We start from the raw sequence: 26765 nt of genomic DNA, 5'->3' as shown, positions 1-26765 counted from the left end.
CTCCGGTTTCGGGCCGAATACCGACGCGGCCAGCCAGTCTGCGCGACCTTTGGTCGTTCCCTGCGTAATCGTTGGAGCCGGCGCTTTGACGTCACCGGCTCCATCTCCCGGATTACGATCGGGCGGCTGTTTAGGATGGTGAGCGTGTGCCGCGCCAAATGACTGGCACGAAGAGATACTTCACGGTGCGTTCGTGCATCAGCAACAGCGCCTTTGACGAGTCCATATCGGGGGTCGCGGCCGCTCGGGTGCAGAGATAGAACTCCTCGCTCGGGCTCACGATGATGCGAGGGTCACCCTGGCGGACTTGCTCCCTAATGCTGGTAACATAATAGCCGTCGGGGTTGGGACGGACGTCGTCTTCCGAGGCAGCCTCGTTGACATGGCCAGGGCCACAGAGTCTCGCGATGCGTGAATCCGCCTGTGCAGCCGTTTGCGCTGCCAAGAGGAGAGCGAGAGCGATGATGAGTCTGGTGCGTTTCATTTCATCCTCTTCCAATCCGGTGTGTTACAAGGATCGCTTGGAAGCGAAGGCCGAATTGGCTAAACTAGGAAGCGCGCCAGGAGGGTGAAATGTCCCGAACGGCTCCTGAAATTGAGCCGAAATCTGCTGAAACGATCACGTTCGGCGGTTTTGCCTTCCTGACGAAAAGCAGAGAACTCCGAACCGTCGAAGGCAAAGCGGTCAATCTGCGCAGCCAGACTGCCGAGGTGCTCTCCTTGCTCGTTTCGCGACCGGGCGAGATCGTGTCCAAGGATGCGCTGATGCAGGCGGTCTGGCCCGATACGTTCGTGACCGACGACAGCCTTACTCAATGCATTGCCGATATTCGCCGCGCGTTGGGGGACGACAGGCACGTGATCGTGGAAACCCTCCCAAAGAGAGGTTACCGGCTGAATGCCGATCCATCGGGCGCAGCAGGCTCGACCACCATTGCCGGCGTAGGACCTTCGCAGGTGCGATCCCCGCGCCGCAGCTTCGTTCTTGGTGCACTCGTTCTCGTTGCGGCAGCCATCGGCGCATATTACGGCGCGGACATATGGCGAGCCGCTCCGGTTCGTTCGAGCGACATGCCCCGGATTGCGATCCTTGCCTTCGACGACTTCAGTACCGGCGGGGACAAGGGATATCTCAGCGATGCCGTCGCCGAGGGGATCATCACCGAGCTTGCGCGGAGCAAGACTTATGCCGTCATCGCTCGGAACTCGAGCTTCAGGTACCGCGACCAGCCGGTTGACGCCAGGCAGATCGGAGATGAACTCGGCGTCGACTACCTGCTCGAAGGCAGCCAGCAGAAGATCGGAGACTGGCTGAAAGTGACCGCCCAGTTGCTGAATGCGCATGACGGATCGCATGTCTGGGCCAACACCTACAATCGGGAGATTGGCGATCTTTTCGTCGTCCAGGAGGAGATCATCCGCACGCTTGCGGATCGGGTCGGGCGGAGGATCGAGCGCCCGCTGCCAAGGAGCGACGCCGCGCAGGTCAGCGCACTCCGCTATGTCCAGATGGGGTTTGCCGAGACCGACAAGGATTTCTCTGCCGCGGGGAACGAGCTGCTACGGGAGTTCAGCCTCAAGGCGATCGAAGCGGATCCGAACTCCCAGTACGGCTATATCGGGCTGGCCTTTACCTATCGCAATGACGCGGTATTCTGGCACAAGCTGGAAAATAACCCCGACGAGGCGTTGAAGCGCGCCGCCGAATACGCCGACAAGGCCATCCTGCTCGCTCCGGACGATGCCAACGCGCATTATGCCCGCGCCAAAATTCATACCGAAGCCGGAGAGATCGAGCAGGCCATTGCACGGTACGATCAGGCGATCGCCCTGAATCCCAGCGCCTCGAATATCCTCGACGGCAGTGCGGCCCCGCTGATCTTTGCCGGCCGAATCGACGAAGCTATCGATCGGATCAAGCAGGCTATGGGCATCGATCCTTTCCACCCTAGTTGGTTCCACTGGGACATGGGCTGGGCGCTCTACGAAAAGAACGATTGCGGGGCTGCGCTGACGGCGATGCGGAAAATGTCCAGAATCACGAGTGGCGCACACCGAATGCTTGCGGGGATCTACGCTTGTCTGGGAAACCAGCGGGAGGCAAAGGAAGCGCTTGCGGTTTTCCTCAAAGACTCGCCCGGCGACTCCATCAGCAAACAACGCAGGCAGTGGGAGAAGATGTACACCGCCCCCGGGAGTCTCGACCGATGGCTCGAACATGTGCGGTTCGCGGGGTTGCCGGAGTGACGGGTGACCGTGTGCGGCCCGGCAGAAGCCCGAGACCGGACTTCAGCGGCGATTTCCATCCGGCGAGTCGCGAGATCAAGCAGGAACGTAGGTCAACCTGATCACATCCTCGCCAATCCGATCATTGGTCATAAGGCGGAGCGGCGGCCGGGGTCCGGCGAAATATGGTTTGCCGTGACCAAGCACGACGGGGTGCAGGTAGATTCGATACTCATCGATCAGGCCAAGTTCAGTGAGGCTTTGCGCCAAGTCCGGGCCAGCAACTTCGATCTCCCCGTCGCGCTCGGCCTTCAGCTCGCGGATCGAGCCCTCAAGATCATCCTTAACAAGCCTGGCGTTGGGGCCGACCGACTTCAACGAGCGCGAGACGACCCATTTCGGCTGGTTCCGCCACGCCACCGCGAAGGCGTATCGCTCTGCATCCCATTCAGGATGATCGTCGTCCCAGTAACGCATGACCTCATACATTTGGCGCCCGTAGACGCTGCCCGCCTGCCCCTGAGCCTCCTCGATGAAGTGGCGGAAGAGCGTGGGGCTTGGCGCAAACGCCATATGGTCGACGTAGCCGTCCAGGGACTGGTTCATTCCGAACACGAGCTTAGCCATACTCTCATTCTCCTCCCAAGCGCCGCGCGACCGAGGCGCAATGCAATATGGTCTGCGCTAGGGCGCAGTCAGGTTAATATGCGCTTGCCCCGCCCGCCCAGAGAGCGCCGGCGTGATGCCTTATACGGTGCGGGGTCGCCACGGCTCGTGCTCGTGCGCGAGCCAGACCAACTCGGGGTCGAGCGCGCGCACCCGCAGCTGGCCTTCGGTGTGCGGCTCGTCAAGCTCGCCAAACCAAACCGCCACGTCGCCGCCAACGACGACCGGGCGCCCGCCAGTCTCGACGACGACGACCTGCATGCCGGCTGTGTGGCCCGGCGCCGGGACGAGCCAGAGCCCGGGAAGCAGCTCGAGTTCGCCGTCGACCGGCACATACCGCACGCCGGGCGCATCGACCCACTCGCGAATGGTGTAGTCGTCCTCGCTGTGGGCGTCGTCAAGCTCCCGACGCTGGACGTAGATCGGCTTGTCGGCGAAGAGGTGGTTGCCGCCGCAATGGTCGGCGTGCAGGTGTGTGTTGACGACGATGTCGATGCCGGTGAGGTCGAAGTCCTGCTTGCTCAGCGGATGGAGGCGGGGATCGAGGTCGGCCATCGCCGGGTGCAGCTCCGTCATGCCGGTGTCGACCAGTATGCGCGCGCCGGGATGGTCGATGACGTGCACGTAGACTGGCATCCGCTCGCCCTCGGCGAGCAGGTCGGCAACGAGGATTGGCGTGATGGTGATTGAGGCGTAGGCGTTCATCTTTTCATCTCCGTCAACATTTTTTGCGCGCCGCCGGCCAGGCCGCGCATGTCCCCGATGAAGTGGCGGAAGAGCGTGGGGCTTGGCGCAAACGCCATATGGTCGACGTAGCCGTCCAGGGACTGGTTCATTCCGAACACGAGCTCGGCCATGCCACTTCCTTTCCTCGCGCGGCGTATCCGCAGTTCTGCTTGCATAATGCAATCGGTTGTAAGTCAACTGATCTTATCTTGCAATCGGTTTTTGGAGTGCGCATAAACGACCCACGCTCGGGCTGCCCGATCAATCTGACTCTCGATGCCCTGGGAGATCGCTGGAGCCTGATGGAAGGCGTGAAGTCTCGATCTGACCCGAAGCTGAGCAGCCCTAGGCTCAGGAGCAAAACTCGCCTAACATGACAGCGAGCGTGCCCCACGTCTGGAGCTGGCATGCAGCGCAAACTTGCAGCGATTCTTGCCACCGACGTCGTTGGCTACAGCCGCCTTATGGAAGCGGATGAAGCCGATACATTGGCGCGCCTGAAGAGCACGCGCGAGAACCTGATCGATCCGAAAATCGCAGCTCACAATGGGCGAATCGTTAAGCTCATGGGTGATGGTACGCTGGTAGAGTTCCCGAGCGTTGTTGATGCAGTCACCTGCGCCGTCGAAATCCAGCGCACCATGGCAGAGTGCAATGCCGAACTGCCGAAAGAAAAACAGCTCGAATTCCGCATTGGCATCAACCTTGGCGACATCATCATCGAAGGGGCGGACATCTACGGTGATGGGGTGAATGTGGCGGCGAGGCTCGAAGGGTTGGCGCCGCCGGGAGGCGTGTTGATTTCGGGAACAGCATTTGATCAGGTCGAGCGGAAGCTGGACTACGGGTTCGAGTTTTTGGGCGAACAGCGTGTCAAGAACATCGAGAAGCCCGTTCGCCTCTACCGAGTGGACCCGCGCAGCCCGGTTATCTCAGGAAGTCGCAAACCTGACGGCACGCGGCGCTGGATCGCAGTCGCGACCACAGTATTGATTCTGATCGTCGCGGGGCTGGTGCTTTGGCAGCGCTTTGGTGACGATCTCGTTCGACCCGGTGACGTGGCCTCGCAATCGAAGATGGCGCTGCCGCTGCCCGATAAGCCGTCAGTCGCCGTGCTCCCGTTCATCAACATGTCCGACGAGGCGGGGCAAGAGACCTTTACTGACGGCATGACCGATGATTTGATCACCGACCTTTCCAAGGTTTCCGGCCTCTTCGTGATCGCGCGAAACTCGACATTCGTTTACCGCGGCAAGCCGGTAAATATCAGCCAGGTCGCCGAAGAACTTGGCGTCCGTTACGTCCTCGAAGGTAGCGTCCGCCGCTCCGGCGAGCAGGTGCGAGTCAACGCCCAGCTCATTGATGCCCTCACCGGCGGGCATGTGTGGGCGGACAGGTTCGATGGAAACGTCGCCGATATTTTTGCGATCCAGGACGTTTTTGTCGCAAAGATCGTCGAAGCGTTGAAGGTCAATCTCACCACCACCGAAAAAACGGAAATTGCCCGTGCCAAGCCGGACAACATTGCAGCCAAGGAAGCTTTCGAACAGGGTTGGAGCCTTTATCTCCGTTACAACGCAAAGGACACAGCTGCCGCCATCACTTCCTTGAAAAAAGCAACTGAACTTGATCCTGAATATGGGCGCGCTTATGCCGCCCTGGCGCTGGCCTACTTCCGCGTCGTTGAGTCACTCTGGGGTAAGGAACTCGGTAGGGACGAACCATATTTCTGGTGGGGAGCTCACGATTACGTAGAGCTGGCCAAGAAATATCCAACTTCACTGTCTTATACGGTCGAGGCATTGCGGGACGTTTATCAAGGTCTGGCCGAAGATGCACGCAGGAATGCCGGTCGAGCGATTGCATCGGATCCCAACGACCCCGAGGCACACATCGCAACGGCTTTGGCGCTGACGATCTCAGGCGAACCTGCCGAGGCGCTGAATTTCGTCGCGACCGCCATGCGGCTCAACCCGAACTATCCAAGCCACTACGTTCTCGCTCGTGGATTGGCGCTTTTTGCAATGGGTGATCTGAAACAAGCGGCTGAGGTGTTCGGAGAAGGCGTCAGGCGAAACCCAGACGCAACTGCGCTCTTTCTACCTCTCAGTTCGGTGCTGGCGCAGCTCGGTCGCCGGGAAGAAGCGAGGCAAATGCTACTGAAGTTCCGACCGGGTGTAGACCAGAAAGGGCTCGAAAACCTTCCCGACACCTTACACCTCTCGTTCAAATGGGATTATGAACACGCAAGCGTCCGGGAGCGCCTGAATGACGGTGTCCGTGTCGCTGCGCTGCCGCTGGACGTCACCGTTACGAGCCTGGAAGCAGAGCTTGGGACCGGCAATCCCTTTTCCCAGCAATATGCAGCAAAGCGACTGGGTTGGTTTGGACCAGCGGCAGCACAAGCCGTTCCGGCTCTGGTTGAAGCGCTTAAGGTTGAATATCTCCGCCGGGAGGCCATCGAGGCGCTGGGAAAGGTCGGGCCTTCGGCACGAGCTGCGATACCTGCGCTCGTGGCTCTCCAGAATGAAGCTCTGATTGGCGCTTACGCAAAGGACGCGCTGTCCAAAATCAGAGGCAATTGATGGACCCTTAGACGCGCGCCAGGGATTTCCGCTTGTGGTCCAACTCGGACGCGCTGCGATGTCCGCTCCGGAGCCGCCGTTGGGGGACAAGGAGACATCAAACGCGTCCAGTTCGCCATCCCAATTTATGAGTACACGGCCTAGAGCGGTTCAGTTTTTGATAGAATCGCCGACCCGCTCTAAGCATTTGTTTTGACGCAATTCCGGACGGAAAACCGCTACGCACTTTTCCTGGAATTGCTCTAGGCGAACCACCAGCGTTCGGCGATCTTCTGCCCGTCCATCGGCCAGTTCGAAGCCACCTCGCCATGGGCGAGAGCCTTGGTGTGGGCATCGACATAGGAGTTGAAGACGAGATTAATGAGCCCGCCGTCGTCATGCAGCAATTGCTGCATTTCGGCATACATGCCGGCACGCTTGGTATCGTCGGTCTCCGAGCGGGCGGCGACGAGCAGCTCATTAAAGCGCGGATTTTTCCAGAACGTTTCGTTCCACACGGCTTCCGCCGCATAGGCGGTGGTGAGCATCCAGTCGCAACTCGGCCGGCCGGCCCAGTAAGAGGCGTAGAACGGCTTCTTGAGCCAAACATTGTCCCAGTAGCCTTCATTGGGCTCCCTGATCACATTCAGGTTGAGCCCGGCCGCCCGGGCATGCTCCTGCCAGAGGAGAGCGGAGTCGGTCGCACCCGTGAAGCCGGCATCCGCGACCGACAGGTCGAACTGGGTGTTCTCGGCCCCCGCCTTCTTGAGGAGGCTCTTGACCATGTCGGGGTCGTAGACGTGCTTCGGCTGCGGATCGGTCGCGAACTTGACGGTCGGTGCGATCGGATTGTCGTTGCCGATGGCGCCGTGGCCGAGAAACACCTTCTGCACGATCTCGTCGCGATTGAGCGAGTATTTGATCGCATTGCGCACATCGGGATTGTCGAAGGGCGCCTTCTGGACGTTCATGACATAGACGTAGTGGCCGTAGCCCGTCGTCTCCGAGATCACGAGATCGGGGTTCTGCTTCAGAATGTCGAGCGTCTTCAGATCGCAGCGATCCATGTAGTGGACCTCGCCGGTATAGAGCGCGTTGGTGCGCGCCGTTACATCATTGATCGCCAGGCATTCGACACGGTCAAACCAGCCCCTGTCGGATTTGAAGTAGTTCGGGTTCTTGTTGAAGGTGGCGATGACGCCGGGCTCGAATTTCTCGAGCATATAGGGGCCGGTGCGGATGCCCGACTCCCAGTCGATGCCGCTCTCTTTTGCCGGCACGATCGGGAGGTCCGACATGATGTAGGGGAAGTCGGCGTTGCCGCCGTCGAGTTCGAACACGACCGTCTCGGCACCGTCGGCGACGACATTCTTGACCGAAGCCAAGAGCGATTTCGCCACCGATTTCGTGCCCTCGATGGTGTGATGCCTGACCGAGGCCACGACATCATCGGCGGTAACCGACTTGCCATTGTGAAAGGTGGCGCCTTTCCTCAGTTTGAACACCCACTTCTTGGCGCCGTCTGACGGCTCAAAGCTTTCGGCGAGGTCGGGGACCACGTTGCCCTTGGAATCGATCTCGGTCAGGCTGTTCGACAAGGTTCCAAATAGCGCGGTGCCGGTGAACGAGTTGAGGGAGAGACCCGGGTCCAGTGTATCGGTGGCGGAGCCCTCGCCCATGCCAATCTTCAAGGTGCCGCCCTTCTTGGGCTCGGCGCGCACCGCCTGCACGAACATCGCATTGGCGGCCGAGGCGGTAAGGCCGGCGGCGAGCGCCAGTTGAACAAAGTCACGACGCGAAACCCTGCCTTTCGCGGCAAGCTTGGCGGCCGACTGCAGCTTCAATTCGAATTCCGTCATTTCCTGGTTTCTCCTTCAGATCCAGATGGAGAACGGGCATGCCCAAGAAAAGGAAACGAGGCGGCGCATCCCCTCACGAGATGGGCGGGTAACCTCTTCTGTTCGTTCTTGCTCTTGTTTAGTTACTCCGTCGCGGGCCAACGGTTTCGGCCCGCGACGGATCATAGCGCGCCCGAGTGTGGCGGGCAAACAGCCGACGCTCGCGACGCGTGCTACATGCAAGGGAGGCGCCTGAAGCGACTGGGTTGGTTTGGACCAGCGGCAGCACAAGCCGTTCCGGCTCTGGTTGAACCGCTACCTGCGCTCGTGGCACTCCAGAATGAAGCTCTGGTTGGCATTTACGTAAGGACGCGCTGTCCAATATCAGAGGCAATTGATGGACCCTGGACGCGCGCCAGGGATTCCGCTTGTGGCGCAACCACGACCGCCGGTCTGCTCTTGAGATGTCGGCTTTCAGGCAGAGGCAAAGCTGATCTCCTACGGCCGACATGAGGCGCAAAGCCGCCGGTCGCTAAGCGGAACCCGGGTGTCTCTTGAGTGCTCGCCTGCCTCGGGTGAGAAACTGCCCGGTTCCCAGTTTGTTCTGGAGTGGTGGAAAATTGGCGCGCCCGAAGAGATTCGAACTCCTGATCCCCAGATTCGTAGTCTGGTCAGATTTTCGTGCGGGTTTGTGCGAAGAAATGCCGAATGGCTCATAAATAGCTGAAAACCTAGGCTTTCTGATTTGCTCATTGTGCGGCAGTGTGCAAGATAGTGCGGAGCCCTGCAACGTTTTTGTGCCCCCGGCGTGCCCCCCAGTGTCCCTTTGCCCAAGCTGACCGATGACTTTCTGAAGACCGTCATGCCCGAAGCCGATAAGCGGCTGGAGCTGCGTGACGACAAAGAGCCGGGCCTGATTTTCCGCGTCACCGAGAATGGCGTTCGGACTTGGTCGGTACGGTATCGCAATGCCGCAGGCGAGCAGAGACGCAAGAGCCTTGGGAAGTTCCCGACGATCGGGCTCTCGAAAGCCCGCGCGTTGGCCAGGACCGCCAAGGGCGAGGTTGCCGTTGGCGTCGATCCCGTAGCGGTCGCGAAGGAAGCCAAGGCAGAGGAGCGGCGCAAGCGCTTGCATGCGTTCTCTGGGTTGGGCGAGGCCTATTTCGAGGCAGCAGCGGCCGGTACGCATCGAGGCGGCCCTGTAGCCAAGCCGAAGCGTCCGAGTACGATTGGCGAGGAGAAGCGCATCTTCGAAACGCTGGTAAAGCCCAAGTTTGGCGATCGAGGCGTCGCGACCATCACGCGCAACGAGATTAAGGATTTCGTCGCGCTGCAAGGGAGAAAGGCGGCATCGAATGGCCGGCACTGTCGTAACATCATCCGCCAGATGATGGCCTATGCGGTGCGCGAGGGCGTGATCGAGCACAATCCCGCTCTGGACATCGCCGTATCAATGTCGAAGCCGCGTCAGCGCGTCCTAACCGATGCCGAGTTGCTGGCTGTCTGGAGCGCTTGGGACACGTCCGGCGCCCTCATGGGAGTGGCGCTGCGCATGGCCACAGTCACGCTACAGCGCGGCGGTGAGGTGGTCGGCATGCGTTGGGATGAGATCGACCGTGCATCCAAGACCTGGCTGATTCCTGCCGCGCGAATGAAGGGCAAGCGCCCTCATTTTGTGCCGCTGTCAGACCTCGCTCTCACCTTGGTCGACGAAGCCGCTCGCCTGACCGAAGGCAATGGCAGCGAGTACGTTTTTGCGTCGCCACGGGTCGAGGATGGCCAAGACGCGCACCTCGATCGCCGCGCCTTTTCTCGCGCCATGGCGAGACTCGTTTCGGACCTGAAACTATCGCAGGCTTCCCCACATGACCTGCGACGGACAGGTGCCTCGATCATGACCAGCGAGCGGTTAGGGATTCCTCGGTTCATCGTGTCGCAGGTTCTTGCCCATGCGGGCGACACTGGCGGAGGCGCGGCGGTGACGGCGCAACACTACGACGTCAACGACTATCTGCGAGAGAAGCGCCGCGCGCTCGACGCATGGGCGGAGTTGGTCCGGCAGATCATCAAAGAGAAAACCCCGCCACCGTGAGGCAGCGGGCCACTTCTGCAAATTTGCAGAAGTCAGTAGTGGTCTGGCTGCTCGTCGTCGCCTTCGCGATCGTCCGCCGGTTCACCAAGCATCACGCCCTTACCGTGGTTTTCGCACCAGCTTAGCAGCGGCTCACCTTCGGGGCGGTTCCAAGTCTTTGGCTCGACCTTGCCGGCGAGGTGCTGGTCGATGTGCTCTGTCCAGCCCAGTTCGTACTCGTCATCGTCTCTGCCGTCATGCGGCTCGTCGAGCACGTCGCCGCCATGCTCGTCTTCGGCTTCGCATTCGTCATGGCCTGGGAGCGTGGCGCGGGAGCCCGCCCAACCCTCTTGCGAGTTGCTGCCGTAGTGCGCGACCGTTAGCTCGCCGCTGCGGCCCCATGGGCTTTCCCGTGACGTTGGATACCGTTCGCAGGCGCCCATCATAGGTTCGTCGTCGGCACCGACCCCTCGGGCCGGGGTCTAGGCTTGCGAGACTTGAACTGAGACTCGGTCGACGTTGTATATGGCAACGACGCCGCCCTGGGCCTTGCTAGGATCGAACAGGGCCAAATTGATGCCGTCACTTACTGAGCTGCGATAAACGACGCCGTCGAAGCCGCTCTTCTTGATGAATTCGCAAAGATACTGGCTGGGGATGTAATCAATCGCGGCGCCCGACGGCAGCACGGGTCTGGTCAACTCCTCACCGAGTCGCTCAAGAAACGGTAGATCTGCGCGCAGCTGGCCGATGGCGCCGGCATCTTCGAGGATGAAGGGAGATACAAGCTTGCGCGGATTGCGCAGGTCGACCGCCTGGATCTCGGGAATTGTAAAGTCCGCGACACAGGCGACCTCGCCTGTATGTGGTCGGATTTCGGCGGCCGCCGTTTCTGGCATCGATCCCAGGTAAAGATACGGGATGCCTGCCGGTCACATTGGCGCGGCCGCCCGCCAGTGCCGGGGCGATCAGCGGCTAACACCTCCTTTGCGACCGAGCTGTTCTATGGCTGCCCGAGAGGCTGCGCCTCCTCTGCCTCGCATTCCGGCAGCCGCACAGGCTTGGCGAGTTTTGCCAGCGCCCCGGTCTTGGCGCACGCCGGGAAGCCAGCTAGCGGCATTGTCTCTATGAAACGACTGCGCTCTGTCGTGCTCATGCCGGATTCATTGATGATGCTCTCGACGGTCAGGTCCGGGTGGTGCTTGAGAGTTTCCCTAACCGAAGCATTCGCCTCATCGATTCGACCCAGTGCTGCAAGGGAGCTGCTACGCACCACCCAATTCCACTTTTGGTAGTTGTTAGGCGCTATGCGCTCCAGCATCTTCAACGCGTCCTCATACCGGCCGGCCATAAAATAGGCACCGGAAAAAGTTGGATGTCCACATCGGGTAGTTCGGGTCGAGCCGCATTACTTGATCGACAATCTGAGCGCCGTGTTCGGGTTCACCGAAGCGTGCTGCAAAGCCCGAATAGAAAGTCAGAATTTCAGACGAACCGGGAGCAAGACGGAGGGCCGTGTCCAACTCAGCCTTGGCACGGGCGATGTCGCCCATATCGGCAAGACTCATACCAAACACCGCGTGTGCTTCAGCGTCGCTCGGATCAAGCCGCACCGCGCGTTCGGCAACATCGGCAGCCGCCTACCTCGGGACCGAAGGTCTACGGGACGGCCACGGGGAACGAGTCGCACCCGTTCGACCCCGCAAATTGCCGAATTTCCCCATCGTCAGGGAGGTAGCCGGATATGAGCGAGCATTCACTTCACGTTGGCTAAATTTCACAGGAGACTCCGAACTGAGCAACAGTTAATTTTTCGGGCTATTGCTCACGCGATACCTACAAGTCCGACTCGCGGAAGGCACGGCCGAAGGAATCCAGCAGCGGCCGCACGAGATACTCGACGAAGGTGCGCTCGCCCGTCGAGATGTAGGTCTCGACCGGCATGCCCGGATAGATCTTGTCGCGCGACACCTCTGGTGGCAGGTCGTCGGTGATCTTGAGTCGCGCGGTGTAGAAGGGCTGGCCGGACGCCTGGTCGACCAGGCGGTCGGCCGAGATGTAGGTGACCGTACCGTCCACCTGCGGCGTGATGCGTGCGTTGAGCGCAGAGAAATGCAGGCGCGCCTGCTGGCCGATGCGCAGCGTGTCGATGTCGTGCGGGCTGATGCGCGCCTCGATGACCAACAGGTCGGAAGTGGGCAGTAGCTCCATGAACGGCTCGCCGGCCCTGATCACGGCCTGCGGCGAATTGTGGACCGAGCGCACAATGATGCCGTCGGCGGGAGCGCGGATCACAGTGCGGTCGAGGATCGCCTGCGCGGCCCGCGCCTGCTCCTCGACGTCAGCGATCGTCGCCCGCTCGGAGTTGAGCTCGGCGACGGCGTCCTCGACGCGCGCCGTGGTGAGCCGCTCGATCTGCTGCTTCGTCTCGACGACCTGTGTCGACGAGCTGGCAATCTGCGACTGCAGCGAGCCGACCTGGCCGATCAGCTCGGCCTCGACGCGCAGCAAATTGGTGTATTCGGTGCGGTTGGTGAGGCCGTCCTCGAGCAGCTGCTTCTTGCGCTCGATTTCCTCGCGAACGATCTTCAGCTGGTTCTCGCTCGCCTTCTTCTGCTGGTCGAGGCCGCTCATCGCCTCGCGGAGAGCCTGGATGCGCTGCTTGAGGATCTCGCGCTCGGCGATGTAGCGCGCATAACGCGCGTTGAACTCGACCTGCTGCTCGGCCACGACGTCGGGAAAGCCGTCGCCGCGCGAACTGCGCACGATATCGGCCTGGATGACGAGCTTGCTCCCGAGGTCGCGCTCGGCTTCGAGCCGCATCGACTTGGCGCGCAGTGCCGCAAGCTGCTTCAGCATGCGATTGAGCTGCGCCTCGGCCGTCGTCGAGTCGAGCGTCAGCAAGGGCTGTCCCGCCTTGACGTGATCGCCCTCGCGCGCGCCGATAGTCTTGATGATCCCGCCTTCGAGGTGCTGGATCATCATGTTCTGCCCGGCCGCGGCGACGTAGCCTGGGGCGATGGTAGCGCCGGCCAAAGGAGCGGTCGAGGCCCACAGGCCGAAGCCGCCGAGGCAGACGATGATGAATGCATAGCCGAAGCGCGAGACATTTGCCGTGCTAGTGTCGACCGATTTCGTCCAGTCATAGATGCGCGGCTTTTTTGCCATCGAAATCCCGCCCCAGGGTGCGCCAGTTCCAACGAGATCGGAACTCGCGCTCTATCTCTTGTTTCCACTTCGGATTCATCCCGAAAGCCGCTCACGCTTTCGATCCGACACCATCAGTTGGCGCGCATCACCGCCACGAACGAGGCGGACGGCTGCGCCGCCGCCGGCTCGCGTTGCGGCTGCTGGGCCTGCGGCTGCGCGTCCGGCGCCGGCGGCTTCAGCGGCGTCCCGGCGCCCTGCGCGAGCTTCTGCAGCACGTCCTGGGCCGGGCCGAACATCTCGACCACGCCCTCGCGCAGCATCAGGATGCGGTCGCATTTGGCGGCGATCGACGGCCGGTGCGTGATCAACAGCACGGTCGTGCCGCGTTGCTTGGCGTTGAGCACGGCGCGCTCCAGCGCCTGCTCGCCCTCGGCGTCTAGATTGGCGTTCGGCTCGTCGAGCATAATCACCTTGGGATCGCGATAGAATGCCCGGGCGAGCCCGATGCGCTGGCGCTCGCCACCAGACAGGCGCACGCCGGTCGCGCCGATCATCGTCGCGTAGCCGTTCTTCTGGGCGAGGATCAGCTTGTGCGTCTCGGCAACCTCGGCGGCGCGCAAGATCGCCGCGTCGTCGACGTTCGGCTCGAAGCGCGAGATGTTCTCGGCGATCGTGCCCGGAAACAGCTCGACCTCCTGGCTGAGGTAGCCGATGTGACGGCCGAGCTGGTCGGAATCGAAATTCTGGATGTCGGCGCCATCGAGGCGTATGACGCCTGCATGCGGCTTGATGGCACCGACGATGAGGCGGGCGAGCGTCGACTTGCCGGCGCGGCTCGGACCGATGATGGCCACCGTCTCGCCGGGCTCGATGCGCAGACCGATCCGCTTGATCAGCGGCTCAGCGGCGCGGTCGGCGTCCGGCGGATAGTAGATCAGGCCTTCGATCGCGACAGCGCCCTTGAGGTCGGGCAGTTTGATGCTATCCTTGTTGACGGTGGTCGCGGAGGTGTCGATGCTCCTCAGCCGCTTCCAGGCGCGGTCGGCGTCGGTCACTTGGCGCCAGCCGCCGATGATCTGGTCTAGCGGCAGCAGGGCGCGGCCCGAGATGATCGAGGAGGCGAAGATCATCCCCGCCGTCATCTCGTTCTGCAGCACCAGATAGGCGCCGGCGCCCAATATGCCGTTCTGCAAGAGCTGGCGCGTGGTGCGCGAGAAGCCGCCGAACAGCGCGTTGCGGCGCGAGGCGCTGGCCGCCTGGTTGAGCGACTCGGCGAACTTCTTGCCCCACACCTCGGTCACGTTCGACACCATACCGAGGGCGCGCACGGTCTCGAAGTTGCGACCGAACGACTGCGCCATGTTCATGGAGACCATCATGGAGTCGGCCGCCTGCTGTCCGGGCTTGGCGGTCGCCTTCTGGTTGGCGAGCGCGACGCCCACCATCACGAAGGCCCCGAACAGCGTGACGAAGAACAACACCGGATGGATCAGGTAGAGCAGCGCGATGAAGAACGGCGAGAACGGCAGGTCGAACAGGAAGAACAGCGAGCGCGAGTTGATGAAGGTGCGGATCGTCTGCAGGTCGCGCAGCGGCTGCACGTCGCCGAGCGCGGCGCGCGGCGCGGTCATCGACACGAGGAATGCATCGGAGCCGATCTGTGTGTCGAGCCGCGAGGCGACCTTGTCGGCATAATAGGCGCGGATGATCTCCAGCATGCCGAGCACCACCAGCGCCGCAGCAGCGAGCAGGCTGATATAGATCAATGTGCTCATGCTGTTGGCCGGCAGCACGCGGTCGTAGATCTGCAGCAGATACAGTGGCATCACCAGCAGCAACACGTTGCTCACCGCCGAAAAGATGCCGATCTCGATCAGGCTCCTTCCCAGATAGGGGAATTTGGTTCCGCGCGCCATTGAAAGTCCCGCCGGTAAATCCGCTCGGCCGCTCCAACAGGCCTTGAGTAGTCGAGTGGACGGTACCCCTTGCTGGCCAAAGAGCGCATTATCGAGCTCAAAAGTATCGTTGAAGTTAACGCCGTCTACCGCAGCGTTCAGCGCCGTGTCCTTTCTGTTTTTACCTCCGTTGCCGCGTTGCGTGCATAGCCGTTCGGAGGACTTCCATTCCGCCGGTCATCCTAGTTTCCAAATTTGGGTTGGCGTAATGATGGGGCTTGTGCTGCCGCCGATGTTCGACGTGCAACTGCCCGATCGCGACTGGATGATCCGGGATTTCACGCGCTGGGAACAGAGCCTTCCGTCGGCGTGGCGCAAGCTTCGGCACGAACGACAGCAACAGCGGACCGCAGATCGTGTTGATGCGGCGAGCCTGATGCCGCAAAGCAGCCGGGCCTTCCTGCACACGCGACCTCGCCGAGCCGAACATGATGGTGATCGCCGAGGGCACGAGGAAGTAGGCATCGTTGAGAAAATTCGCGCGGTGATCTAACCTTCGCGGCCATCGCGACACGTATCAGTCCGACGAACCCCCGACCGGAGATCGACGCGCGACAGGAACTGTCCTGCCGAAAGGAAGAAAGTCGAACGCCCGATTCGCCTGAATTTCGCCTTTCGGCCGCCCAGTAGACGATTGCAGAATTTGCACGCCGCTACGATGTTCTCACGGCTGTCTGCGACATTTTATTGCCGCAATGGCGTCCTCGAGATCGTCAATCAGGCTCCGCTGCGCAGTCACGATCAAACGCCATCGCTAGACTAGGCCGCGTTATTGATTTGCACGTTGCCCACGCGGCTGAATTCAAGTTTGGAAGCGGGGCCAGGCTCTCCGAACAAATAGCCCTGCACGAACGTGACGCCACTCGCGCGCAGAAGCTCGAATTGCTCCATGGTCTCAACGCCCTCGGCGGTAGTGGTCATGTCAAGACCGCGACCAATGGCGAGTGTCGATGAAATAACCGCGGCGCAACTGGCGCTTTTTGTCATGTCCTGCGTGAACGACTTGTCGATCTTTATCTTATCGAATGGGAACATCGTCACGTGGCTGAGCGACGAATAGCCGGTCCCGAAATCGTCGAGAGCGATCGATATCCCGAGTCCCTTGAGCTGACGCAGGACGGCCCAGTGCTCCGGATCGTTTGCCAGAAACACCGTCTCCGTGACCTCCAGCTCCAAACGTTGCGGCGGCAGCCCGGACTCGACAAGTGCGCACATGACGACATCTAGCAGATTGGTCTGTTTGAACTGCATAGGAGACAGATTGACTGCTACCTTGATATGTTCCGGCCAGCCGGCCGCGTCGGCGCACGCCTTCTGCAGGATCCATTCCCCTAGCGGCACTATAAGTCCGGTTTGTTCGGCGAGAGGAATGAACCTGTCGGCTGCGACCATTCCCAACTCCGGGTGATGCCAGCGCGCCAGGGCCTCCACGCCGCAAGGTATTCCAGTCTTGGCATCGACGATGGGCTGATAGTGGAGTTCCAGTGCCTTACTTGATATCGCCCCGCGCAGGTCGTGTTCGAGCCGGTTACGGGCATCCAGATCGGAGAGCATCCCGGCATCGAAGAAGCAGTAGCGGCTCCGACCGCCCGCTTTTGCCTGATAGAGCGCGATGTCGGCCTTCTTGACCAGATCGACTGGGTCGGCGCCGTCGTCCGGAGCCGCGGCGATCCCGACACTGACGCCGACGTTCACTTGGTTCCCGTCGATACCGAACGGTTCTGAAATGGCGCCGATAATTCGGTTCGCGAGCTCGGTTGCGAATCCACGCGGATTGGTCTCCGACCTGATGATGATCGCGAACTCGTCGCCGCCAAGCCGCGCCAGGACATCGGCTTCGCGCAGCGCAGATCTCAAGCGCTGCGTCACCTCCTGGAGCAGCGCATCTCCGGCGGGGTGTCCGAGCATATCGTTTACCGCTTTGAACCGATCCAAATCCAGCAATAGGACGTTAAATGTCTCGTCGCGCAGGCGTAGGCCGGCGCAGGCCTCCTCGATCTTCTCCATGAAGACCGCGCGATTTATGAGGCCCGTCAATGAGTCGTGCCGGGCGAGGTGGGTAATCTTGATGCTGGATGCCCAGTCAGCCTCCTGCTTCTCTTGTGTGCGACGGGCGATCAGACCGGTGAATGCGATGAGGACAAGTGCGACGGCACAACCGCCAACCGCAAGGCTCCCTACAATTATGTTGCTGCGTTGTTCCGCGGCGGCCAAATAAGGTTCAACACGCCTGGTCACTTCAAGTACGGCGCTAACGTCACCAATTTTCCAGTCGTGTTTCCCGGATTGCGTGTTGCTGTTGTGGCAAGAAATGCAAATCGAATTGGTCATGTGATCGGCAACAGCTACTCGTAGCGAGCGTTGGCCCCCCATGATTTCCAGTCTCTCAAGAACAACATCGGAATTCTCTTGGAAAGCCTCCCAAGCTTTTGCCTGAAAATCATCCAACCGGCCCTTTCCTGTATTAAATATAAGGTATGGGGTGGTAGAAGTTAAATTGACTTCTCCAGATATTCCTTTTCGGAAATTCTCCAAATGAAATTTGAACGGGATATTAGTATCAAGTTGGGTATTTGAGTTTGCATCGGCATATCTCTTTAGAAGAGCGCTCAGGTAACGACTCTGATCGTCACGCGTCAATTTGAATTGATTCGCCAGTTCCACACTGCTTCGATGCGTCGCCTCGATCACAGTATCTCTCATCGCGTCGGGCAACGAGATTGCAGTGATGCCAATCGCAAAATCAACGACTGCGAGAGTTGGCAGGACAAGGTACCATACAGGACTCATATTCCGAGCTCGGGTTCGTTGACGAGCGATGAACAATCGCTCCTACGCATGCATTAGTTCGGGGCCAGGGTGCACGACGTCAGTGGATGGTCGGTACCATGAGCGGGCTAACAGGGATTGTGCAAAGCCCTTGGCCATCAAACCTTCCTTTTTTCAGTAATTAATTGACACGTCATTATCCATGCCATGCGAACACCTTCGGGATGAAGCGTAGCCCGCCGAAGGTTACAGAAAAATTTAGAAAGTGCCCGGATATAGAGGAATGCGACCAGGGATCGGCCGTTAACTATTGAAAACCTATAGACGGTGTGGTGGTACCAAGCTCGCGAACAAATGAGCTAGACGCCCGGGCGGGCAAGCCTAGTCGGGTTGGCGTTTTCGTATTGGTCTGCCTTTCGATCGCTGGAAAGCTCTTCCTGTTCGCTTTTGCTGGCGGCGCGATAATTGGTCTTGTCCGCACATGTCGCCCGATGATGAGCGCCGCTAAGGGTGTGATGGCACCAGGGCGGCGTCTCGCACAGACCGGTTTTACAGCATTTCCCGCCGTCGTTGCCATCAGTGTGCTCAACGCCCTTATTCTTGCGGTGCTCGCGTTGAAGTCCGCGCTCGAGGTCTCTTCTGCCTCGGAGCCGCTCGAAATCAATACCGGCAGCCCGGATGCATCTTTGCTCGCCCGCGAAGGAATGGCGACCGGCGACGAAACGGTTGATCGTCCTGGCAAATTTGAATCGAGTACGGCTTCGTCACCCGCAGAAGATACAGTCAGAACCGAGGCGACGAGTACGGACAAGAAGCCACTAGACGGCTCGAAGGGACATGACCCGCCGGTTGGATCTGGATCGTCGACAAACCCCCAGAGACTCTTCGCGGGCAACCCCATCACCGGCGTGCTGGCCTTCGTCTCGGCACCCGACTTCGAGAACCCCGCCGACGCCGGCGCCGACAACGTCTACGACGTGCAGGTGCGGGTCTCCGACGGCATCAGCACCGACACCCAGGCCATCGCCGTCACCGTCGGCGACGTCAACGACAATGCCCCGGCGATCACCTCCAACGGCGGCGGGGCGAGCGCTTCGGTCGCGGTCGCCGAGAACGCCACCGCCGTCACCACGGTGACCGCCACCGACGCCGATGCCGGCGCGACGCTGACTTACGCAATCGTCGGCGGCGCGGACGCCGCCCTGTTCACCATAGATCCCATCACCGGCGTGCTGGCCTTCGTCTCGGCACCCGACTTCGAGAACCCCGCCGACGCCGGCGCCGACAACGTCTACGACGTGCAGGTGCGGGTCTCCGACGGCATCAGCACCGACACCCAGGCCATCGCCGTCACCGTCGGCGACGTCAACGACAATGCCCCGGCGATCACCTCCAACGGCGGCGGGGCGAGCGCTTCGGTCGCGGTCGCCGAGAACGCCACCGCCGTCACCACGGTGACCGCCACCGACGCCGATGCCGGCGCGACGCTGACTTACGCAATCGTCGGCGGCGCGGACGCCGCCCTGTTCACCATAGATCCCATCACCGGCGTGCTGGCCTTCGTCTCGGCACCCGACTTCGAGAACCCCGCCGACGCCGGCGCCGACAACGTCTACGACGTGCAGGTGCGGGTCTCCGACGGCATCAGCACCGACACCCAGGCCATCGCCGTCACCGTCGGCGACGTCAACGACAATGCCCCGGCGATCACCTCCAACGGCGGCGGGGCGAGCGCTTCGGTCGCGGTCGCCGAGAACGCCACCGCCGTCACCACGGTGACCGCCACCGACGCCGATGCCGGCGCGACGCTGACTTACGCAATCGTCGGCGGCGCGGACGCCGCCCTGTTCACCATAGATCCCATCACCGGCGTGCTGGCCTTCGTCTCGGCACCCGACTTCGAGAACCCCGCCGACGCCGGCGCCGACAACGTCTACGACGTGCAGGTGCGGGTCTCCGACGGCATCAGCACCGACACCCAGGCCATCGCCGTCACCGTCGGCGACGTCAACGACAATGCCCCGGCGATCACCTCCAACGGCGGCGGGGCGAGCGCTTCGGTCGCGGTCGCCGAGAACGCCACCGCCGTCACCACGGTGACCGCCACCGACGCCGATGCCGGCGCGACGCTGACTTACGCAATCGTCGGCGGCGCGGACGCCGCCCTGTTCACCATAGATCCCATCACCGGCGTGCTGGCCTTCGTCTCGGCACCCGACTTCGAGAACCCCGCCGACGCCGGCGCCGACAACGTCTACGACGTGCAGGTGCGGGTCTCCGACGGCATCAGCACCGACACCCAGGCCATCGCCGTCACCGTCGGCGACGTCAACGACAATGCCCCGGCGATCACCTCCAACGGCGGCGGGGCGAGCGCTTCGGTCGCGGTCGCCGAGAACGCCACCGCCGTCACCACGGTGACCGCCACCGACGCCGATGCCGGCGCGACGCTGACTTACGCAATCGTCGGCGGCGCGGACGCCGCCCTGTTCACCATAGATCCCATCACCGGCGTGCTGGCCTTCGTCTCGGCACCCGACTTCGAGAACCCCGCCGACGCCGGCGCCGACAACGTCTACGACGTGCAGGTGCGGGTCTCCGACGGCATCAGCACCGACACCCAGGCCATCGCCGTCACCGTCGGCGATACCAATGATGGTGTTAGCCTGCCGCCGGTATTTACTGGTAGTGGCGATCCGAACGATTTCGACGCGGCTGGGGGAGCGGCATCTTCAACCGTCACAGTCACAGTTATCAGTGGAACGAGTGAGAGTGAGAGTTATAACGGAACTAATAGTTCCGATACGATCAATGCCGGAAACGGATCTGATAATGTCTTTGGACATGATGGAGATGACATCATAAATGGCCAAAACGGTGCCGACGTTTCCCTTTATGGCCAAACCGGTGCTGATACGATTACTGGTGGAAGTTCAAATGACACAATGTACGGTGGCACTGGAAATGACACTCTTTACGGCGGAGAGCCCCCGGTAAGTCCAGGCGGTGGCAGTGGGAGCGACTCCATTTATGGAGGTTCCGGAGCCGATACGATTTACGGGCAAGACAGTAGCGACCTGATCACGGGCGGCTATGGGGCCGACACGCTGAATGGAGGCACTGGCGACGACACTTTTGCGTATCTTTCGCTTCTCGACACGGGCGACACCATCACCGATTTCGAAGGTGCCGGCTTGACCGGTGGAGATGCAATCGACCTCTCGGCGATCGACGCCATCCCTGGGGGAGTAAATGATACTTTTGCCTTTGGCGGCACAGCCGCGACCGTCAATGGCGTATGGTATTCGGCCTCCGGCGGAAATTCGACAGTCTATGTCGATATCGATGGGAATACCTCGAGCGCTGAACTGGCCATCAACCTCACGGGGGTGAGCAGTTTGATTGCGGCCGACTTCATTTTCTGAGAGTCTCTCGGCCCGGCCTCTCGCGGCGCTAAATCATTTGACTTGTTCGTCATCTAGCTAAAGGGCGCACCGGCTTCAAGTCTACCGGCGAGGTACGCCTTGACGATCGGGTCGTCGAAACGCCCTTGGCGTATCGCACCAAGCGCTATTTGGTCGCCGGCCAGATGTGGAGACCATGCCGGGAAGGAGATGCGCCACTTCCCCTCCCCACCTGGTGTCATGAAGCGCGGGTGGTTCGGATTGAAGCAACTCCGTCATTCAGGCATCGTTGAGAAAATTCGCGCGGTGATCTAACCTTCGCGGCCGTGGCGGCACGTATCAGCCCGACGAGCCCCCGACCGGAGATCAACGCGCGGCAGGAACTGTTCTGCCGAATGGTCGCCGAAGGACACGCAGCGCGAAAGCTACATCGAGGCGGGCTACAAAGCGGCAGCTCGTAACCGACATCGTCGGCACCTGCATGCGCTGCCCCTCCCAGAACCAGTTGAGCCGGGCAACCATAGCCGAGATCTAATGGCTCATGGGCACCAGCGCGGCTTATGCCTCATGCGGCGACCAGTGCCCGATAGACGCTACGCTCGCTGATCCCGAGCATCGCTGCAATTGCCGTCCGGGTCATGCCCTCGGCGTCCATTGCTCTTACCTTGGCCCGCTGGTTCATCGCCGTTGGCTTGGTGCGCGCCAGGCTGCGGGAATTGATCGATCAGCTTGCCGATAAGCAGATGATCACGCGCGAAACGCTGGTCGCTCATGAGCTGGGCCAGCCGGCGGCGGCGGCGACCGCGATCAAGGAAAAGCAAAGGCTGCTCGAGCTCGACCCTGTGTCGCAGAGCGTCAACGTCAACATCAACGCCACGTTCAACCGCGCCTGGGTGAAGATGCGGGGTAACCGTCTGTCGCCGATGTCGAAGGACGTGTGCGGCCAAGGAATGCCCCGGCGATCATACTGGAGGTCGGCGGCAGCCAGCCATCGATTGATGTCATCAAGCTCTCGGCGATAACGATCCGTGATGGGTGTGTCGTCGTACTGAGGATGATCGTCTCGCCGTGTGGATGTTCGTCGAGGTCGTCGGTGGCGATGTCGGCGTCATCTATTCGCGCAAGCAGGGTCGGACCTGGTCGGATAACCGTCGATTTGAAAGCTCCAAGTATCGGAGCAGCCTTGTCCTGGCGCACATAACCCAACTCGGGCTTGGCTAGGAGGTCCAGGATGCGTGGAAAGACCTTGCTGTAGGCTCGCGGCCTATACCGACCTTTCGTCCCCAAGACCCTGTTGGAGCGGATGACGTGGATTCCCTCGGGATAGTCCACGAGGTGATGGTGCATCAGGTCGGACAGGATGGCGTCCACGGTCAGGTCGAAGGTCTCCTGGTCCCAGGCGCGGCGCTTGTACATCTTCTGAGCTTGATAGCTTCCGCGACGATGCCCTTACCGTTGTCGGATGCGGCGAACCGATAGGCGTTGAACGGGCGATCTCGTTCGTCATCTTCGTCGTCTAGGGTGGTGATATCCGGAGAAATCTGGTCCAACAGCGAACCCCCAATTCGTCAAAATAGCCACCCCTCTCCCCACGGCCACACAGAGGGTCAAGGATGGGCAGGGCGGCGCGGGAGTAGTTGGGGAGCCGGAATTGCGCCGCGACTCTCCAGGGCGCATCTACGACCCGGTCTGAGTCATTGCGAAGGTGCGGTCTCCTTGAGGCCCGCAGCCTCCAGGGCGCGATACACCGAACCACGCCCGATGCCAACAGCCTTGGCCACTTCGGACACAGTCTTTCCTTGGTGGAACAACTCGACCGCTTCACCTGCCTTTGCGCGGGCGGTGGGCTTTCGGCCCTTGTACTTCTGCTCCGCCTTGGCCTTGGCGATACCTTCCTTCTGGCGCTCTTTCATCAGGTCGCGTTCGAACTCCGCGAAGGCCGCGAACATGTTCAGCATCAGCCGACCATACGCGCCCGTCGTGTCCACCGTCTCGTTTCCGAACTGAAGCACCTTCAGCCCTATGCCGCGCCCATGAAGGTCGTCGACAATCTCGCCGAGAGTCCGCGTGTTGCGGGCAAGACGATCGATCTTGGTTATCACCATCGTGTCGCCCTTTCGCAGGAACTTGAGGACGCGTTCCAGTTCCTTCCGGTCGCCTAGAGCCGACACCTGTTCCGAGAAGACCTCCTCGCAACCGGCAGCCTGGAGATCACGCACCTGCGCCTCCAGCCCAGCCACCTGTTCTTCCGTCGACGTCCTTGCGTATCCAATCTGCATACCAAGCCCCCGATGTCCAATAGCATCTAGGGTTGTGAGTCAGACGCGTCCAAAAGTCAATACCCATTCTTCTGGACGCAGAACGAGGTGCTTGTCCGGACGTCCGGTGGACCCTGCCCATGCGGACGTGTTGCTCGCATGTCTTCTGGCGTCTTCAGGCCGCCCTTCAGTGGGGCAGAAGGCAGCAGAAGTCAGGAGCAGGCCGCCGCAGACTCGGCTGCGAGCTTCTCTATGGACGTAAATCAGACCCTTCGCTCTCAGGAAGGCGGTCTGCACGACGGTCGACGGCTGGCACACGCTCTCCATCAAGCCGCTTGATCAGCAGATTGACCTCGCCGCATGAACCGGTAATCTCAACCTACCGGAGGCTGCTCCGCCGAATTCCAACAAGATCCGCTACGGCACCGGTCTGGCTGGCGTGCTAGGTCTGGAGAGAGAGGACGGCATGAATGAGACCCGGAAAATAGCAGCAATCCTAGTCTCGGACGTGGTCGGCTACAGTCGGCTCGCCGGCGCGGACGAGGATCGCATCCTGGCGCGGCTGCGGGCGCTGCGCAGCGATTTGATCGATCCCACCATCGCCGTGCACCATGGTCGCGTGGTCAAGCGAACCGGCGATGGGAGCCTCGTCGAGTTCCGCAGCGTCGTGGACGCGGTGCGCTGCGCCATCGAGGTGCAGAATGGCATGGTCGAGCGCAACGCGGGCCTGCCACCGGAGCGCCGCATCGAGTTCCGCGTCGGTATCCATCTGGGCGACGTCGTAGAGGAGAGCGACGGCGATCTGATGGGCGACGGCGTCAATATCGCCGCGCGCCTCGAAGGCATATGCGAGCCCGGCAGTATCTGCCTCTCTGAGCAAGCGTACTGGCAGGTCAAAGCAAGGCTCGATCTCGCGATCGACGATCGCGGCGCGGTGCGCCTCAAGAACATCGCCGATCCTGTCCGAGTCTATTCGCTACAAGTCGGCGTTCCCGCTCACGCCAAGCCCGCGGCACCTGCGGAGCCCGCTGTGCCTGAGAAACCTTCGCCACAGCTCGCGCTGCCTGACAAGCCTTCGATCGCTGTGTTGGCGTTCCAGAACATGAGCGGCGATCCGGAGCAGGAATATTTCGCCGACGGGATGGTGGAAGAGATAATCACCGGGCTGTCGCGGATCAAATGGCTGTTCGTGATCGCGCGCAATTCGAGCTTCGTCTACAAGGGCAAGGCTGTGGACGTTCGGCAGGTGGGACGCGAGCTTGGCGTGCGCTACGTCCTGGAAGGGGGCGTGCGCAAGGCTGGAAACCGCCTGCGCATCACCGCGCAGCTTCTCGAAGCCGAGACCGGGGCGCATCTGTGGGCCGACCGTTACGACGGTGCGCTGGAGGACGTTTTTGATCTGCAGGACCAGATCACTGACAAAGTGGTCGGCATCGTCGAGCCGAGCCTGCAGCGGTCGGAGATCGAACGCTCGCGGCGAAAGCGTCCCGAAAATCTCGACGCCTATGACCTCTATCTGCGCGCCGTTCCGCACATGGCAACGGTGATGCCTGCAGACGCCAAGATCGCGGCGGGGCTTCTGGAGGACGCGCTCAGGCTTGACCCGAACTATGCCACCGCCCATGCTCTTCTCGCTTGGTGCCATGAGATTTTCTTCGCGCGCGCCGGGTTTGACGAGGCCGACAAAGCCGCCGGCATCGCGCACGCGCGCTGTGATCGCGAGCGGTGCCGATGATGCGACGGCGTTGGCCCTAGCCGCGTTTGCGATCACCATACTGAGCAAAGACCACACAACGGCTTTGAGCGCGCTCGAGCGGGCCTTGTCGCTCAACGTCTCGTGCGCCACGGCGCTCTATTTCGGCGCGTATATCCACGCTATTAGCGGCAACCCTGCCACTGCAATCACCCACGCCAATCGCGCACTACGGCTGAGTCCATTCGACCCTTTCGCGTTCCTGGCACCATTGCGCGCTCGCAGCAGCGGCCGTCCAGGAGACGCGCTACGACGAGGCGGCATCGCATTCTGCCAATGCAACGCAAGCGAACCCTCGCTTCAGCACGCTCTTTTTCTTTCATGCCGCGTCGCTGGCACTAGCCGGACGCAAGGAGGAAGCACTGCCGATTGTGCAACGATTGCTGGAGTTAGAACCCGGATTTCGGCTCCGCGTGATGTTCGAGGTCGGCATGGTACGGGCAGTGGCGGATAGGCTCGCAGAAGGCGCCCGCATACTGGGGTTGCCCGAATAGCTTCGCGGCGGCCAGAAAGTCCGCGACAGCCGAGCGTCTGATCTCGGACACCAAGCCGGCTTCCATATCAGCGACGGTATAAGGTCGGAAATTGACGCACGTTGGTTTCCGACGCGTCACGTCTAGAATCCCGGCCCCCAGCCACGTGTCAAACTCAAAGCCGAACGACTCTGCCATATGCCGAGGCGAGTTGGTTAAGTGCAGTAAGCTTTGCCTTTGCCCGGATTTACCGTCCCCGATCCAATTCATGCAAAAGAAGAAAATCCAATTTTTGGATAATACGAAATTCGGATTACCGCAACGTCGAAGCGAAATTTGCTCGACGAGCGGATGGCCAAAACCCTGCATTCGGACCGCCATCGGCGACTTGCTGAGCTGCTGACCGAGAAGCGAAAGCAGGCGGGATTGACGCAGGCAGCTGTCGCCAAAGCTCTCGATCGCCATCAGCCTTTCATTGCCAACATAGAAAACGGCGATCGTCGCCTGGATCTCGTTGAATTCCTCGACCTAGCCAAGGTGATGAACCAATGGCGCTCGCCGCCGAAATGTTGTTCCGTGGAATCAAGCGCGATGACCTCGTGCACGTGCAGCCACTCCTGGGCCGGTCCTCGACGGTGATAGGTCAACTCCAAGCTGCCTTCCTCCGTGAAAATTCCGATCGAACTGGAAGGACGGCCGCCGACATTCCAGGTCAACTCCCCTCGGCGCCCGGGCGCCAGCAACCTGCCCTTGCGCAAGTCCGAGACTTCGACCTCGACCTCGACCGCCGGCGCGGCATGCGAGAAGCGATCGAGTATTCGTGGCAGGAAGCGCGCCGACAGTTCCGCGGGAATGCCAAGTCGGATGGTGCCGTGGACCGGAGCGGCGTGCAGCGACTGCATGATGTCGTCA

General features: G+C 61.1%; 20 protein-coding genes and 2 pseudogenes. 7 read left to right on the top strand and 15 right to left on the bottom strand.

Annotated elements, in window-relative coordinates:
- Window positions 1-130 precede the first annotated feature (130 nt).
- On the bottom strand, window positions 131-484 hold the full coding sequence (locus tag ACSQ3Z_RS04600; RefSeq protein ID WP_436170173.1) for a hypothetical protein: 354 nt from the start codon (window positions 482-484) through the stop codon (window positions 131-133).
- Between the two features lie 89 nt (window positions 485-573).
- On the opposite strand from ACSQ3Z_RS04600, the gene ACSQ3Z_RS04595 reads away from it, so the two are divergent.
- Window positions 574-2247, top strand: coding sequence for a winged helix-turn-helix domain-containing tetratricopeptide repeat protein (locus ACSQ3Z_RS04595; RefSeq protein ID WP_436170172.1), 1674 nt, complete (start codon window positions 574-576; stop codon window positions 2245-2247).
- A gap of 75 nt (window positions 2248-2322) precedes the next feature.
- Here ACSQ3Z_RS04595 and ACSQ3Z_RS04590 read toward each other — a convergent pair whose 3' ends face one another.
- From ACSQ3Z_RS04590 to ACSQ3Z_RS04580, 3 genes and pseudogenes are all read right to left on the bottom strand, one after another.
- On the bottom strand, window positions 2323-2853 hold the full coding sequence (locus ACSQ3Z_RS04590; RefSeq protein WP_436170171.1) for a dihydrofolate reductase family protein: 531 nt from the start codon (window positions 2851-2853) through the stop codon (window positions 2323-2325).
- A 120-nt stretch (window positions 2854-2973) separates the two neighbouring features.
- Window positions 2974-3597, bottom strand: coding sequence for an MBL fold metallo-hydrolase (locus tag ACSQ3Z_RS04585; RefSeq protein ID WP_436170170.1), 624 nt, complete (start codon window positions 3595-3597; stop codon window positions 2974-2976).
- Between the two features lie 32 nt (window positions 3598-3629).
- Window positions 3630-3749, bottom strand: a pseudogene (locus tag ACSQ3Z_RS04580) (dihydrofolate reductase family protein); the annotation flags it as partial.
- Window positions 3750-4025: 276 nt separating this feature from the next.
- On the opposite strand from ACSQ3Z_RS04580, the gene ACSQ3Z_RS04575 reads away from it, so the two are divergent.
- Complete coding sequence (locus ACSQ3Z_RS04575; RefSeq protein ID WP_436170169.1) at window positions 4026-6203, top strand: adenylate/guanylate cyclase domain-containing protein; 2178 nt, start codon at window positions 4026-4028, stop codon at window positions 6201-6203.
- Window positions 6204-6445: 242 nt separating this feature from the next.
- On the opposite strand, the gene ACSQ3Z_RS04570 is transcribed toward ACSQ3Z_RS04575, so the two are convergent.
- Window positions 6446-8041 (bottom strand): ABC transporter substrate-binding protein, encoded by a 1596-nt coding sequence (locus ACSQ3Z_RS04570; RefSeq protein WP_436170168.1) that lies wholly within the window; start codon window positions 8039-8041, stop codon window positions 6446-6448.
- A 787-nt stretch (window positions 8042-8828) separates the two neighbouring features.
- Between ACSQ3Z_RS04570 and ACSQ3Z_RS04565 the strand changes: the two genes are divergently transcribed.
- Window positions 8829-10112 (top strand): tyrosine-type recombinase/integrase, encoded by a 1284-nt coding sequence (locus tag ACSQ3Z_RS04565; protein ID WP_436170167.1) that lies wholly within the window; start codon window positions 8829-8831, stop codon window positions 10110-10112.
- A 32-nt stretch (window positions 10113-10144) separates the two neighbouring features.
- Here ACSQ3Z_RS04565 and ACSQ3Z_RS04560 read toward each other — a convergent pair whose 3' ends face one another.
- The 5 genes and pseudogenes from ACSQ3Z_RS04560 to ACSQ3Z_RS04540 all read right to left on the bottom strand — a co-directional run bounded on the left by ACSQ3Z_RS04560 (window position 10145) and on the right by ACSQ3Z_RS04540 (window position 15157).
- The gene (locus ACSQ3Z_RS04560) at window positions 10145-10537 is read right to left on the bottom strand and encodes a hypothetical protein (protein ID WP_436170166.1); all 393 of its coding nucleotides are present in this window, start codon (window positions 10535-10537) and stop codon (window positions 10145-10147) included.
- 36 nt (window positions 10538-10573) lie between these two features.
- Entirely contained in the window at window positions 10574-11014 is a 441-nt protein-coding gene (locus ACSQ3Z_RS04555) for an RES family NAD+ phosphorylase (protein ID WP_436171833.1), read from the bottom strand.
- A gap of 80 nt (window positions 11015-11094) precedes the next feature.
- Window positions 11095-11728 (bottom strand): annotated as a pseudogene (locus ACSQ3Z_RS04550) (tetratricopeptide repeat protein); the annotation flags it as partial.
- Window positions 11729-11927: 199 nt separating this feature from the next.
- On the bottom strand, window positions 11928-13259 hold the full coding sequence (locus ACSQ3Z_RS04545; protein WP_436170165.1) for an HlyD family type I secretion periplasmic adaptor subunit: 1332 nt from the start codon (window positions 13257-13259) through the stop codon (window positions 11928-11930).
- A gap of 113 nt (window positions 13260-13372) precedes the next feature.
- Window positions 13373-15157: a type I secretion system permease/ATPase gene (locus ACSQ3Z_RS04540; RefSeq protein ID WP_436170164.1), complete on the bottom strand. Its 1785-nt coding sequence runs from the start codon at window positions 15155-15157 to the stop codon at window positions 13373-13375.
- 247 nt (window positions 15158-15404) lie between these two features.
- Here ACSQ3Z_RS04540 and ACSQ3Z_RS04535 point away from each other — a divergent pair, with 247 nt between their 5' ends.
- On the top strand, window positions 15405-15689 hold the full coding sequence (locus ACSQ3Z_RS04535; protein WP_436170163.1) for a hypothetical protein: 285 nt from the start codon (window positions 15405-15407) through the stop codon (window positions 15687-15689).
- 266 nt (window positions 15690-15955) lie between these two features.
- Here the strand turns inward: ACSQ3Z_RS04535 and ACSQ3Z_RS04530 are convergent, their stop codons facing one another.
- Window positions 15956-17887, bottom strand: coding sequence for an EAL domain-containing protein (locus tag ACSQ3Z_RS04530; protein ID WP_436170162.1), 1932 nt, complete (start codon window positions 17885-17887; stop codon window positions 15956-15958).
- 986 nt (window positions 17888-18873) lie between these two features.
- Between ACSQ3Z_RS04530 and ACSQ3Z_RS04525 the strand changes: the two genes are divergently transcribed.
- Window positions 18874-21390 carry a beta strand repeat-containing protein gene (locus ACSQ3Z_RS04525; protein ID WP_436170161.1) on the top strand — a complete coding sequence of 839 codons (2517 nt, stop codon included), beginning with the start codon at window positions 18874-18876 and terminating at the stop codon, window positions 21388-21390.
- 544 nt (window positions 21391-21934) lie between these two features.
- Here ACSQ3Z_RS04525 and ACSQ3Z_RS04520 read toward each other — a convergent pair.
- From ACSQ3Z_RS04520 to ACSQ3Z_RS04510, 3 genes are all read right to left on the bottom strand, one after another.
- Window positions 21935-22009, bottom strand: coding sequence for a hypothetical protein (locus ACSQ3Z_RS04520; protein WP_436171832.1), 75 nt, complete (start codon window positions 22007-22009; stop codon window positions 21935-21937).
- 239 nt (window positions 22010-22248) lie between these two features.
- Window positions 22249-22785: a hypothetical protein gene (locus ACSQ3Z_RS04515; RefSeq protein WP_436170160.1), complete on the bottom strand. Its 537-nt coding sequence runs from the start codon at window positions 22783-22785 to the stop codon at window positions 22249-22251.
- A gap of 278 nt (window positions 22786-23063) precedes the next feature.
- The gene (locus ACSQ3Z_RS04510) at window positions 23064-23648 is read right to left on the bottom strand and encodes a recombinase family protein (RefSeq protein WP_436170159.1); all 585 of its coding nucleotides are present in this window, start codon (window positions 23646-23648) and stop codon (window positions 23064-23066) included.
- Window positions 23649-24093: 445 nt separating this feature from the next.
- Between ACSQ3Z_RS04510 and ACSQ3Z_RS04505 the strand changes: the two genes are divergently transcribed.
- A complete protein-coding gene (locus ACSQ3Z_RS04505; protein ID WP_436170158.1) occupies window positions 24094-25362 on the top strand; it encodes an adenylate/guanylate cyclase domain-containing protein in 1269 nt (422 codons plus the stop codon).
- Window positions 25363-25769: 407 nt separating this feature from the next.
- On the opposite strand, the gene ACSQ3Z_RS04500 is transcribed toward ACSQ3Z_RS04505, so the two are convergent.
- On the bottom strand, window positions 25770-26318 hold the full coding sequence (locus ACSQ3Z_RS04500) for a hypothetical protein (protein ID WP_436171920.1): 549 nt from the start codon (window positions 26316-26318) through the stop codon (window positions 25770-25772).
- Between ACSQ3Z_RS04500 and ACSQ3Z_RS04495 the strand changes: the two genes are divergently transcribed.
- On the top strand, window positions 26205-26492 hold the full coding sequence (locus tag ACSQ3Z_RS04495) for a helix-turn-helix domain-containing protein (RefSeq protein ID WP_436171831.1): 288 nt from the start codon (window positions 26205-26207) through the stop codon (window positions 26490-26492). The genes ACSQ3Z_RS04500 and ACSQ3Z_RS04495 overlap by 114 nt on opposite strands.
- Window positions 26493-26765: the final 273 nt, after the last annotated feature.

The organism is Mesorhizobium sp. LjNodule214, assembly GCF_964252735.1.
GTDB lineage: Bacteria > Pseudomonadota > Alphaproteobacteria > Rhizobiales > Rhizobiaceae > Mesorhizobium.
This window is presented reverse-complemented; position numbering and strand designations above follow the sequence as displayed.

What these genes read in the sequence shown, in the direction of transcription:
- ACSQ3Z_RS04515 (WP_436170160.1), bottom strand. Translation starts at nt 22,785, where the DNA reads ATGTACAAGCGCCGCGCCTGGGACCAGGAGACCTTCGACCTGACCGTG.
- ACSQ3Z_RS04540 (WP_436170164.1), bottom strand. Translation starts at nt 15,157, where the DNA reads ATGGCGCGCGGAACCAAATTCCCCTATCTGGGAAGGAGCCTGATCGAG.
- ACSQ3Z_RS04535 (WP_436170163.1), top strand. Translation starts at nt 15,405, where the DNA reads ATGATGGGGCTTGTGCTGCCGCCGATGTTCGACGTGCAACTGCCCGAT.
- ACSQ3Z_RS04500 (WP_436171920.1), bottom strand. Translation starts at nt 26,318, where the DNA reads ATGGCGATCGAGAGCTTTGGCGACAGCTGCCTGCGTCAATCCCGCCTG.
- ACSQ3Z_RS04600 (WP_436170173.1), bottom strand. Translation starts at nt 484, where the DNA reads ATGAAACGCACCAGACTCATCATCGCTCTCGCTCTCCTCTTGGCAGCG.
- ACSQ3Z_RS04585 (WP_436170170.1), bottom strand. Translation starts at nt 3,597, where the DNA reads ATGAACGCCTACGCCTCAATCACCATCACGCCAATCCTCGTTGCCGAC.
- ACSQ3Z_RS04545 (WP_436170165.1), bottom strand. Translation starts at nt 13,259, where the DNA reads ATGGCAAAAAAGCCGCGCATCTATGACTGGACGAAATCGGTCGACACT.
- ACSQ3Z_RS04510 (WP_436170159.1), bottom strand. Translation starts at nt 23,648, where the DNA reads ATGCAGATTGGATACGCAAGGACGTCGACGGAAGAACAGGTGGCTGGG.
- ACSQ3Z_RS04505 (WP_436170158.1), top strand. Translation starts at nt 24,094, where the DNA reads ATGAATGAGACCCGGAAAATAGCAGCAATCCTAGTCTCGGACGTGGTC.
- ACSQ3Z_RS04495 (WP_436171831.1), top strand. Translation starts at nt 26,205, where the DNA reads ATGGCCAAAACCCTGCATTCGGACCGCCATCGGCGACTTGCTGAGCTG.
- ACSQ3Z_RS04595 (WP_436170172.1), top strand. Translation starts at nt 574, where the DNA reads ATGTCCCGAACGGCTCCTGAAATTGAGCCGAAATCTGCTGAAACGATC.
- ACSQ3Z_RS04590 (WP_436170171.1), bottom strand. Translation starts at nt 2,853, where the DNA reads ATGGCTAAGCTCGTGTTCGGAATGAACCAGTCCCTGGACGGCTACGTC.
- ACSQ3Z_RS04575 (WP_436170169.1), top strand. Translation starts at nt 4,026, where the DNA reads ATGCAGCGCAAACTTGCAGCGATTCTTGCCACCGACGTCGTTGGCTAC.
- ACSQ3Z_RS04570 (WP_436170168.1), bottom strand. Translation starts at nt 8,041, where the DNA reads ATGACGGAATTCGAATTGAAGCTGCAGTCGGCCGCCAAGCTTGCCGCG.
- ACSQ3Z_RS04560 (WP_436170166.1), bottom strand. Translation starts at nt 10,537, where the DNA reads ATGATGGGCGCCTGCGAACGGTATCCAACGTCACGGGAAAGCCCATGG.